Source organism: Micromonospora sp. NPDC023814 (genome assembly GCF_040639595.1).
In the GTDB taxonomy this organism is placed as follows: domain Bacteria; phylum Actinomycetota; class Actinomycetes; order Mycobacteriales; family Micromonosporaceae; genus Micromonospora.
Genome location: NZ_JBFAAF010000072.1, coordinates 25,635 through 35,872, shown reverse-complemented (window position 1 = coordinate 35,872; position 10,238 = coordinate 25,635). Strand labels below are relative to the sequence as shown.

General features: G+C 68.8%; 11 protein-coding genes. 7 read left to right on the top strand and 4 right to left on the bottom strand.

Going from position 1 to position 10,238, the window contains the following annotated elements; translation table 11 throughout:
* The first annotated feature begins 320 nt into the window (after nt 1-320).
* Nucleotides 321-830 carry a hypothetical protein gene (locus tag AB0G14_RS28630; RefSeq protein ID WP_357702644.1) on the top strand — a complete coding sequence of 170 codons (510 nt, stop codon included), beginning with the start codon at nt 321-323 and terminating at the stop codon, nt 828-830.
* A gap of 125 nt (nt 831-955) precedes the next feature.
* Here the strand turns inward: AB0G14_RS28630 and AB0G14_RS28625 are convergent, their stop codons facing one another.
* Nucleotides 956-1,558: a hypothetical protein gene (locus AB0G14_RS28625; protein ID WP_357702642.1), complete on the bottom strand. Its 603-nt coding sequence runs from the start codon at nt 1,556-1,558 to the stop codon at nt 956-958.
* Between AB0G14_RS28625 and AB0G14_RS28620 the strand changes: the two genes are divergently transcribed.
* Nucleotides 1,516-1,866 (top strand): UPF0158 family protein, encoded by a 351-nt coding sequence (locus AB0G14_RS28620; protein WP_357702640.1) that lies wholly within the window; start codon nt 1,516-1,518, stop codon nt 1,864-1,866. The two genes, AB0G14_RS28625 and AB0G14_RS28620, sit on opposite strands and share 43 nt — an antisense overlap.
* A 76-nt stretch (nt 1,867-1,942) precedes the next feature.
* On the opposite strand, the gene AB0G14_RS28615 is transcribed toward AB0G14_RS28620, so the two are convergent.
* The 3 genes from AB0G14_RS28615 to AB0G14_RS28605 all read right to left on the bottom strand — a co-directional run bounded on the left by AB0G14_RS28615 (nt 1,943) and on the right by AB0G14_RS28605 (nt 3,690).
* Nucleotides 1,943-2,359, bottom strand: coding sequence for a hypothetical protein (locus AB0G14_RS28615; RefSeq protein WP_357702638.1), 417 nt, complete (start codon nt 2,357-2,359; stop codon nt 1,943-1,945).
* Nucleotides 2,360-2,531: 172 nt separating this feature from the next.
* Complete coding sequence (locus AB0G14_RS28610; protein ID WP_357702636.1) at nt 2,532-2,933, bottom strand: hypothetical protein; 402 nt, start codon at nt 2,931-2,933, stop codon at nt 2,532-2,534.
* Nucleotides 2,926-3,690, bottom strand: a complete 765-nt coding sequence (locus AB0G14_RS28605; RefSeq protein ID WP_357702634.1) for a hypothetical protein — start codon at nt 3,688-3,690, stop codon at nt 2,926-2,928. The genes AB0G14_RS28610 and AB0G14_RS28605 overlap by 8 nt, the downstream gene beginning before the upstream one ends.
* A 162-nt stretch (nt 3,691-3,852) precedes the next feature.
* Between AB0G14_RS28605 and AB0G14_RS28600 the strand changes: the two genes are divergently transcribed.
* The 5 genes from AB0G14_RS28600 (at nt 3,853) to AB0G14_RS28580 (ending at nt 10,006) form a co-directional block, all read left to right on the top strand.
* Nucleotides 3,853-4,287, top strand: a complete 435-nt coding sequence (locus tag AB0G14_RS28600) for a hypothetical protein (protein WP_357702632.1) — start codon at nt 3,853-3,855, stop codon at nt 4,285-4,287.
* The gene (locus tag AB0G14_RS28595; RefSeq protein ID WP_357702630.1) at nt 4,284-5,747 is read left to right on the top strand and encodes a PrsW family intramembrane metalloprotease; all 1,464 of its coding nucleotides are present in this window, start codon (nt 4,284-4,286) and stop codon (nt 5,745-5,747) included. The genes AB0G14_RS28600 and AB0G14_RS28595 overlap by 4 nt, the downstream gene beginning before the upstream one ends.
* Nucleotides 5,748-5,886: 139 nt before the next feature.
* Nucleotides 5,887-6,621: a hypothetical protein gene (locus AB0G14_RS28590; protein ID WP_357702628.1), complete on the top strand. Its 735-nt coding sequence runs from the start codon at nt 5,887-5,889 to the stop codon at nt 6,619-6,621.
* Nucleotides 6,622-6,802: 181 nt separating this feature from the next.
* Entirely contained in the window at nt 6,803-7,840 is a 1,038-nt protein-coding gene (locus tag AB0G14_RS28585) for a GNAT family N-acetyltransferase (RefSeq protein ID WP_357702626.1), read from the top strand.
* Nucleotides 7,841-8,716: 876 nt separating this feature from the next.
* Nucleotides 8,717-10,006, top strand: a complete 1,290-nt coding sequence (locus tag AB0G14_RS28580; RefSeq protein ID WP_357702624.1) for an MFS transporter — start codon at nt 8,717-8,719, stop codon at nt 10,004-10,006.
* Nucleotides 10,007-10,238 lie beyond the last annotated feature (232 nt).

Here is a 10,238-nt window from a genome sequence, read left to right as displayed (position 1 = left end):
CGCTCGGCCATGCCTATACAGGCGTTTCCCGCCCGTAGCCAACCGATTCAGGCGTCACGAACGGTGCTCAGGGTGTTACGCGGAAAGGCTCAGTGCGTTGAGTGAGAATCCCTCGACGTATTTCGCTTGACCATCCTGACAGGATTTGTGAGAGTCGGCTGATGATTGTGGTCCAGCGGGTGCTGACGGCATGGACCAAGCGGTCGCGAGGCGTACCCGGGGCGGTACGACGTAACGCCCTGGCGGAGGCGTTCCGGCTGCCTCCCGGTGACCCGGCCGCCCCTGAGGAATGGGTGAAGCGATCGCGAGGTGTGCGAAGGGTGGCGCGACGCAATGCGGCCGCCAAGGCACTCCAGCTGCCACCACCCGGGGGCGGAGCCGAGGTGCTTGTCCACCAGGTCGTTGCCCGTGAGGAGAACGACTTCGCGGTGCAACAGACGGCGACCAGGCTCACTCTGCCGGAAGCCGGGCCGTTCAGCTCCGCTGGCGTGCAGTTGGAGATGGTGGCTGGGCAGCTTGTGGTGACCAGCGACACCCATGTTTGGTGTCAGTGCTTCACCGTCTTCCCGCCGCGCCCGAATGACACGGTGCTCCGCCTGCTGGTCGGCCAATGGGGGCGCTGGCGCCTCAACTTCCGGCTCTGGGAGTACTGGGGCAGCTGCGAGTGGCAGTATCAGAAATGGGTGATCAACGTCGCCTATCTGGCCGGTCCGCCGCCGGTCGACCTGTTCCAGGTGACGGAGCCGGCCGACATTGTCGACGACATGGTCCAGCTCTCGCGCCCGACACGATCGGAGGACCGACGGATCCTTCGCTCCGGGCGCCGTTGAAGGTATCCGACCAGCGGCACCAGGAGGCGTCGGGGGACGGATGGAATCCGGATCTGCCGCGAAGCGCGCTCATGCCGATATGTATGCGGTCGGCGCGGCGCTGAAGCATGCCAAATCCTCGCGAATTACGGTTCGAGAGCCGACCATGCCAGGTACTCCGCCCAGAACTCTGCGCTTGCCGACATCTCCCAGCCCTCGTATGAGTACCTTCTGCCGACACCGCCCTCGCCGAACTCCTGCAGTACATAGTCGACCAGGTCCGGTGCCCAGCAAATGATGTCGGCCCCGTACACGGACAACACTGGATGCCCGTAGGTCCCCCGACCGGAAGGCAAGTACCGACCGCCAAAGATCGGAACCAACCAGGGCGCCGCGGCGAGGTGGTCCGCCGCAGCGGCTACGGCATCGGTCACGTCGTCCGGGCGAGCGCCCCAACTCGAAGCCCAGTAGCCCCTGAGTCTGACCGCCTCCAACACGCCCTTCCCCGGCAGCGTGAGCCATCGCCGCAAGCCGTCCGGATTGCCGTAGCGCCAGTCCGGCCAGCCGCCGCCCGCCGGCAGCCCCGCCGCAAGGAACGAGCGATGATCATCAGCGAACTCGAACCCGAACTGCTCTTCGATCCGGGCCAACTCCTCACCGGTCAGGCCCGGGCCGATCCGGACCGAGCCCAGCCTCGCCAACCGCCGTGCGGCCTTCCCACCCCAGCGCATCCCCAGCGTCTCGACCACGAACACAACCTATCGACAATATCGCCGCCCGGACCTCTGGCGGTAACGCACGCACATGCCGTCGATGTGCGCTACGTCTGGTACCCGACGGCCGCCGACTCGCGCGAGCTATCCAGGTCAGGGGCGCCTTCCGCCGGTTCAAGAACGAGTTGTACGAGGAGTATCCGTACCTGCTGCCGGCATGGCACGCCTTCCGCGACGTACGCGCAAGGCGGCGGGCGGTTGAATGGCTGGTCGACAACTCACTGGCCGACGAGGAAGCGGGCGAGCGTTTCGTGGCCGAGCGTCGAGATCCCGACCTTCCCTGAACTGACGCCCGCGCCTCACGACTTCCTGTACGACGAACGCACGCATCTGCCGCGATCAGGGTGGGGGAGCGTGGAGTCAGTGTGTCGTCGGTGCCGGTCTGCGGCGAACCCGCCACCACACCTCGACGAGGATCGGTGGCAGCGCGATCGCGGCGCCGGCGAACGCAAGTGCCAGGGTGCGCCGTTGCTGGATCTCTTCACGTAGTTCTTCGTAGGTGGCCTGGTGTTCGATGACGTCGCCGCGGGACCGTACGCATTCGTCGCCGGGCCCGATCAGGACATCGTGGTTGGCCGGGTTGGCCTCGAAGCAGGCGATCCTGGTCGGCTTCAGTTCCCAGTTGACGCGGTCCCAGTCGACGTCGACCCACGACTGCGACGTGCACACGTCACCTGAGCAGGAGGTTCGCACCGGCAGCTCCCAGCCGGAACGCAGCATGAGAGCGCCGACGAACAGGCCCAACAGGACAGAGCTGAGGAAGACGACCGCGCGCATGTCAGGTTGGACCGCCGGCAGTCGCGCCTGGTTCCACCAGAGGCCCTCCAGAAAGATCCTTCCCGCGCTCGCCCCTGATGAAGTCGGGTGTCTCGCTCCAACGGGTGGTCCGCTGGCCGGGGCGATGCCGCGCCAGTGCTGACGCTTCGGACCTCGACCAGGGTGTTGTGGGTCAGAACATCAGTTCCTCGGCCACCAGTGACCCTTCGCGGAGCAGTTCCTCGTCCCGGTGCGGCACGGTGTAGCGGCGTTCGCGGATCAGCGCCAGGAAGTCCTCGGGGAGGGCCACCCGGTGCCGGAGGACGTAGTACGCCAGATCGTCGCGCCACAGCCAGTCACCGTCGGTGCGGATCGTCGACCCGTTCATGACCTGTCGCGCCGGGTCGAACGGGTCGTCGGCCAGGTCCATCATGTCGATGAGGACGTACCCCGCTTTCAGGTAACGGACGACCTCGTCGACATCCGGCATCTCCTCGGCGGAGACGTTGTCGAAGATGCTCTCCTGAACCAGGCCCAGGCCGACGGGTCCCAGCTCGCGGAACATCCCGGCGAACCGCAACGCCGGCTTACCCATCGGTCCTCCCGCCGGGATAGAAAGTCACCCACTTGCCGCCGTTCCTGATCCGAGGAACCTGCTTCACCGGACCATACCGGTTCACACCGACCGCGTCGGTAGGCGCCATGACCGTCACCCCCAGCGCGTCCGCGACCTGCTGAGCCGGCGGTGGGACACCCGCGTCGGGCCTCACGGTGGCCGAGTGGCAGGACACCAGACGCACCGGCCCGCCGTCGTAGTGCGGATTGCCGCGGATCGCCTCGGCGATCTGGGCCGGGTGGGTGTAGTTCGACGGATGGTCGGCACCGTCTTCCCCGATCAGGCCCGGCCGGAACATCCCGTTGCGTTTACCATGGACCACGACGTCGTGGTAACCCGGCTCGGGTGCGACGATGTCGAAGTTCCGCATGGTCGACTCGTCGTAACCGATCGCCGTGGCGCCGGGGCGGTGGTAGACCGGGTCGCCGCCGGCGAGGTGCGAGTCCGGTGGCCGGGTCGGCTGCTGCGGATGTGCGCCGGGATCGCGATCGCGCCAGTCCGACCTGCGGCCCATCGAATCCGTCGTCGCCGGTATTCCCATCAGGGCATTGAGCACCTGTGGAAAGAACACGGCGAACGCTGTATAACCGGCGAGGGCGGCACCACCCAGCACCGCGAACGCTGCGATGCCGACGGCGGGGACCGCTCCGTAACAGCCGGCGAGGCCGTCGGCCATGCCGCCACAGTCGATGGGTACGCCGTCGGCCAGCACATTGACAGACACCGCCGCAGACATAGCCTCCCAATCCGAGCGTCGGGTTGAACCATGTACATGCGTATCCACGTACGCTTGTACGACCGCCGCTTCGGGTTAGGCTAGGGTAACCCGCCGCCGTGGACGGAGGAAGCCGTGCCAGACGGGACCGAGCCCGCGGAAGCTCGCTTTCCGGTACGCGTGATGACTGTCCTCGGTCTGATCGCGGTGGTCGTCGTTCTCGCCTCAACTGTCGTCCTAGCCGTCTCTTGGCCGACCACACCACAACGTTTTCCTGCCCTGCCGATCCGGCTCTACGCATACGACTCGGCCACCGCGAGCATCGTCGATTCACCGCAGGAGAGATTCCGACAGGGACAGATCCCGGCCGCCACGATCGACGAGGGTGTGGCCGGGTCAGTAGCCGCGGAACCCGCGCGGGCGAGCTGGTACGACGCGTTCGGCCACCGGACCAACAGCGTGGACCTGCCGGATCTCGACGACCTGCGGGCCAGTCCGGTGCCGTTGAGCGCCACCTCCGCGGTGCCCGCTGGGACATACCAGTTTGTGTTGGCCACCGTCCGAGGGAACCGGGCGGAGGAGGTGCTCGCCTGGGTGCACGTGGAAATCGAGCGATGACGGAGGAGACGCCGCAGCCGACCAGCGCACCGCGGGAGGGATCCGGGCCCGGCCTCGCACCGCCACCCCGCCCGGTGAACCGGCCGATGGTGCCGGACCCGATCGTGCCGGCGGCGTACCGGCTCGACCGGCTCGGCGCCGCTCTCACCACTGGTGAGGCGTTGCTGGTGATGATCGCCGTGGCGTCGCTGGTCGGCGTCGTCCGCGATGACGGCACCGGGGTACGCGTCCTCGGCATGGTCAGCCTCGGGGTTGCCGGCATCTCACTGTTCACCGCCTGCATCGCGGCTGTCGTCGTCGTCGCTACCTCAGCCACGGGTGACTCGCCGCGTAGCCGCTTCAGGACCTGGGCCATCTGTGGTGGACTGGTGTTCGCCGTGCCCGCCCTCCTGGTTGTGCTCCTCACCCTCCTGCAGGTGGGAATCGCCTGGCGGGGCGCGCTGCTGAGCATTCCAACGACCCTTTTCGCGCTGTGGACATTCCGCCGGATGCAGCGCAACCGCAAGCCACCGTGGCGACTGGTCGCGGTCGCCTTCGCCTGGGGCCTGTTCGTCGCCGCCTACTTCGCCCAGATGGTCGAGGGCATCCTGCACGTCGTCATCACCGCAGAGCTTCTGCCGGGCACCGCGGCGATACTCAGTCACGCGGCCGCCGCCGCGGTCCCTGAGGAGTTGGGCAAGGGCGCTGGGGTCCTCGTGATCGTGCTGCTCGTCTGGCGGCGCGTTGACGGCATGCTCGGTGGCATCGTCATCGGCGCCTGCGTCGGAATCGGCTTTCAGTTCGCCGAGTCGATGTCCTACATGACCGGAGACTTCGGCGCTGTGCTCTACCAGCACTGGTACCGGCAGGTCACCGGGCTCCTGGTCAGCCATGCCACCTACACGGGGATCATCGGCGCCGGCATCGGACTCGCCATGCAGTTCAACGACTGGCGACGGCGGGTGGTCTGCGTCGGTAGCGGCTTCCTCGTCGCCATCGCGGCCCACCTGATCTGGGACGTCTTCGCGATGGGCCGCCTGTACTGGGAGTCTGACAATTCCCTGCTTCAGCTGTTCGTGGTGCAGCCGCTGAACCTCATCGTCCTCAAGGGGCCGGCGTTCGCCATCCTGCTGTTTCTCATCATCATCGCGTTGCGTCAAGAAACCAGGTCGCTGCACCAGCACCTCCGGAGGGAGGCGCGCGACCCGCGCGGCGCGATCACCCCGGCCGAGGTGCCCGTACTGGTGAATCCGCCACTGCGCTTCCGGATGCGGCTACAGGCACTTCTGCGTGGCGACCGTCCGGCCTACTCCCGGATGAAGCGTCTGCACTCCGCGCAACTGGACCTGGCGTTCGCCGAATGGCGCCGCGACCGGGGTGACCCGCAGCCGCCGGGAGTCGAAGAATCGCTGCGGCAGCGGATTCACGATCTCAAGGCGGAATCCGCTCTGGTCCCGGCCGCCGTCGCCGGCCAGCGGTGACGATCGCATGGCGTGGGCCTTCCCGCGTCGGCTGACCTACAGAGCCAGCGATGCCCGCTGAAGACCGGCCTCCTGGTTGCTGATCTGGATCGGACCGGGTATCTGGCCGCCGTTAGTGGATCTATGTCACACTCCTCGGGTGACGCTGCCTCCGCCGTCTGACGTGCCCGACGACCAGGGTGTGACTCCACCGGAACCCGGCATGGCCGCGCCGCCGTCAGCGCCGCCGATGGCGCCGTCGAAGCGCAACGGGCCTCTCTTCATCGGCGTCATCGCCGGGGTGCTGGCATTGTGCCTGCTCGGGACCTGCGTGGTCGCGGCCGGCGCGCTGGTCGTCTCCAACATGGACGGCGACGGCCGACAAACAGCCGTCGCGGACGGATCCTCTCCCGTGCCGTCGCCGACGACACCCCCACCGCCGTCCACCGAGGAGACGGATTCCCCGCCTGAGGAGGAGCCGACGACCGAGGCGGCTCCGCCACCGCCGCCCGCGAAGATCGGGCAGTGCATCGTCGTCAGCGAAGACGGGGACTTCCTGGGGATTGGCAACTGCAACGGCACGCGTGGCACCTATCGGGTGGTTTCGGTGGACTATGAACGGGGTGCGTGCGCCGATCCCGAGTCCGCGTACATCACGGAAGAGGGCTACCGCCTGTGCCTGGAGCTCCACCTGGTGCGCAATTACTGTTACAAATTCCCAAAGAATGATGGCTGGATCGTCGGCGCGTCGAAGTGTAAGGCAAAGGGCACGGTTCATGTCGTCGACATCGTCCCAGGGGCCTCCAACGGCGACCGGTGCACGCGGGACTACCGGTGGAACCGTTGGTACCGGTTCACACACCCCACTGTTGTTTACTGCGTTCTGCAGTATTAGAGGCGTCTGGTCACGCTTGGAACGCAGTATCGGCAACCTCGCCGTTGCGGCGTCGACCATCTCCTCGCGAGGATCAAGAAACGGCTCAAGCGCATCCAGTGCCGCCCCGGCCTGCTCGACGGATTCCTCGCCCAGGCCAGCCTGACCCTCGAACCCGACTCGACCTAGTCTTCCAAAATCTGTGGTCGTCGAGCTGGGTGAGCCAACGAAGCGTGCTGTCAGGGCCGACAGCGAAGTGATAGCCGAGGCCGTAGCCGGTGCCACCGCCTTGCGCGTACCGCTCGCACTTGCTGACTGCCGCGGGGAAATTCGGGTGCGGAGGGTCGGTGGGGTGGTATGGGATCGGGGGATGGCGATCGAGATGGGTAGGCCGGGTGTCGCTGGGCTCGGTGACGTGGTGCGGGTGTTGGGGGAGTGGCAGTACGACCGAGGGCTTGTGCAGTTGCATCCGGGGGATGTGGGGTGGTTCTGGCGGTTCGGGGCGGAGCGGACGGCGGAGGCCACGCGGACTTGGAGTCGGGCTGGGGAGGTTGTGGCGGTCGGGCTGCTGGATGGCGCGGAGCTGCTGCGGTTGGCGTTCGCGCCGGAGGCGTTGCGGGACGAGGAGTTGGCGCAGCGGGTGGTCGAGGACGCGTCGGCGCCTGAGCGTGGCGTGCTGCCCGAGGGCGAGGTGTACGTCGAGGCGCCGATGGGTGCGCTGGTCCAGGACCTGTTGTTCGAGGACGGCTGGGAGAGTGGCGAGCCGTGGACACCACTTCGGCGTGGCCTCGGCGTGCCTGTGCCGGATCCGGGCGTTCGTGTCGAGGTGATCGGGCCGGAACAGGCGCACGAGTGGGCCGCGGTCCTGCGGGCGTCGTTCGACGGGTCGACGTTCACCGACGAGCGCTGGCACGCGATGGCGGCAGGTGCGCCGTATGTCGACGCGCGGTGCCTGGTCGTTCGTAATGAGCAGGGCGAGGCGGTGGCGGCCGTGACGGTGTGGTCGGCGGGTGAGGGCAGGCCAGGGCTGATCGAGCCGATGGGGGTGCACCGGGCACACCGCGGTCACGGTTACGGCCGAGCGGTCACGGTCGCCGCGGCGCGCGCACTGCAGGATCTGGGCTCGTCCAGCGTGGACGTGTGCACCCCGAGCTCCAACGTCGCCGCCGTCGCCACCTACCAGTCGGCCGGCCTCGAGCAGTTGCCCGAGAGACGGGACCTGTATCGCAAGGCTTCCTGAGGCTTTCGGTGCGGGGTCGGGGTGTGGCCAGGATCGCGCGGCCGGTCTCGGCGAGGCAGCCGTCGACCAGCGGCCAGCGCCTCCGGCACGCCGCGTGCACATCCGGCACCGTGATGTCGAGATGCACGTCGCTGGCGGACCCCGAGTACGGGATGTGCGTCATCGTGGCGGCGTGCGGCTCGCCGCCCCGTCATCCCGTTCAGCACACCAGAGCCACCGGACGGTTTCCGACGTGTACCCGCAGGGCAAGGACCTCAACGACGTGGTCCTGCTCGCCGAACACACCACCGTCGACCACACCCTCGTCCGCCAGCTCGTGCGGCCGGAACCCGAGCCAGCGTCCGAGCCGACCCCGGCGGGCCGCAGGAGCTCGACCGTGGCGAGACCGACCGGGCCGCTCACGCCGCGTGTGCGGAAGACCTGACGGTCACCGGGCTTCCGCACGGCCGGGCACCGTGCCTGATCGCTCGCGGGCGTCGCTGTGGTACGACGACCGCCGCCGTCACCACCGCGGCCACGGACATCGCCGCCGCCTGCATCAGCGCACCTTCCTGCTCCGTCGACGCCTCGTCTCGCCCACCCCATCTCGCTGTCGAGTTCCAACCATGTCGTTCCCATCGTGGGGACACCGCAGCGGCAGTGGGCTCTGTCCGACGCAATCGACACGGTCGGGCCATTCCCCACGCGGACACGCCGCCGGTGAGTGCGCCAGGTGCGATCGCGTGATCAGGAGCGGAGCCCGCCGGCCGCCCGAGCCCACCCGTACGGATCCGAACATCCCCGAACGCCTGGCCCCGGCCCCGACGGCGCAGGCGTGGATACGTTCTGGACCCAGTGCCCTGAGGGCAGCCGGCGGTGGGACAGGACGGGGGCGGAGTGACCGAGCGCGCCGCGACGTACGCCGAGGTGTTCGCGGTGCGCGAGTACCGCTACCTGTTCGTGGCGTACCTGCTGTCCCTGGCGGGTGACCAGCTCACGGCCGTGACCGTGGCGTACCTCGTCTACACCGGCACCGGCTCGGCCGCGCTGGCGGCGGCCGCCTACGCCAGTTCCTACCTCGCCTGGCTCGCGGGCGGGCCGCTGCTGTCCGGCCTCGCCGACCGGTTCCCCCGGCGGCGGATCCTGGTCGCGTGCGACCTTGCCCGGGCGGCGCTCGTCCCGGCGGCGGCGCTGCCGGACCTCCCCGCGCCCGCCCTGGTGGCGCTGCTGTTCGCGGTCAACCTGATGCGGCCGCCGTTCGTGGCCGCGAGGGCGGCGCTGATACCCGAAGTGCTCGACGGTGACCGTTACGCGGTGGCGAACGGCGTGGACAACATCTGCGCCCAGGTCGTGCAGGTGCTCGGCTTCGCCGTCGGGGGGAGCCTGGTGGCGCTGCTGTCGCTGCGCGGTGCGCTGCTGGTGGACGCCGGCACGTTCCTCGTCTCCGCACTTCTGATCATGATCGGCGTTCGTTCCCGCCCCGCGCCCCGGCCGCCCGGCCGCCCGGCCCGCCGCGGCCGGGCGGCCGGCCTGCGGGTGATCTTCACCGATCCCCGGCTGCGCGCCTACGTCCTCGTCCTGTGGGCAGCCAGCGCCTTCACCTACGCCGCCGAAGGACTGATGGCGCCGCTGGCCCGACAGTACGGAGGCGGCGCCGGCACCGTCGGGCTGTTGCTGGCGGCGGCGCCGACGGGGATGGCCCTCGGCGGGGTCGCCCTCACCCGGCTTTGTCCGCCGGCGGCCCGGCCACGACTGATCCTGCCCCTGGCCGCGCTCTCCGCCGGGGTGCTGGCGGCGACCTGGTTCGTGCCTCCGCTGTGGGTCGTCCTCCTGCTGTTGGTGCTGGCCGGCACCGCGAGCGCTTTCGCCATTCCGCTGAACGCGTTGTTCGGCCGGGCCGTGCCGACGCAGTACCGGGGACGCGCGTTCGGGGTGGCCATCACCGGTCTGAGCGGGCTCCAGGGGGCGGCGATGGTCATGGCGGGTCTGGCCGCGGACCGGTGGCCGGCGACCACGGTGATCGGGTTCAGCGGACTGTCGGGCGTGGCGGCGGTCCTCGCCCTCGTACCGCTGTGGCCGCGGCGGTCTGCCTGCACGCCGACGACGTTCGAGGTTCCGGTCGAACAAGGCCGAACGACCTCGACCGCCGACAGCCCTACCGCCGAGGCGGGCGGCGGCCGACGCTGAGATCACGGGCGGGCACGGGGCCGCCACGAAGGGAGAGGAGAAGCGCATGCGCAGCGTCCGCAAGCGTGGCGTCAGCTGGACCTGACCCTGACGTTCCATCACGTCGGCGACGTGCCTCCGGCTCCGACCTCACCGCCGGAGGAAGCCGACCGCTCTCACGAGAGGAGGTGCGGGCGATGCGGAAGGACGACTGCACTGCCTGAGATCCGTGAACCACGGTGGGTGGTCACCG

What these genes read in the sequence shown, in the direction of transcription:
- AB0G14_RS28615 (WP_357702638.1), bottom strand. Translation starts at nt 2,359, where the DNA reads ATGCGCGCGGTCGTCTTCCTCAGCTCTGTCCTGTTGGGCCTGTTCGTC.
- AB0G14_RS28610 (WP_357702636.1), bottom strand. Translation starts at nt 2,933, where the DNA reads ATGGGTAAGCCGGCGTTGCGGTTCGCCGGGATGTTCCGCGAGCTGGGA.
- AB0G14_RS28605 (WP_357702634.1), bottom strand. Translation starts at nt 3,690, where the DNA reads ATGTCTGCGGCGGTGTCTGTCAATGTGCTGGCCGACGGCGTACCCATC.
- AB0G14_RS28600 (WP_357702632.1), top strand. Translation starts at nt 3,853, where the DNA reads ATGACTGTCCTCGGTCTGATCGCGGTGGTCGTCGTTCTCGCCTCAACT.
- AB0G14_RS28595 (WP_357702630.1), top strand. Translation starts at nt 4,284, where the DNA reads ATGACGGAGGAGACGCCGCAGCCGACCAGCGCACCGCGGGAGGGATCC.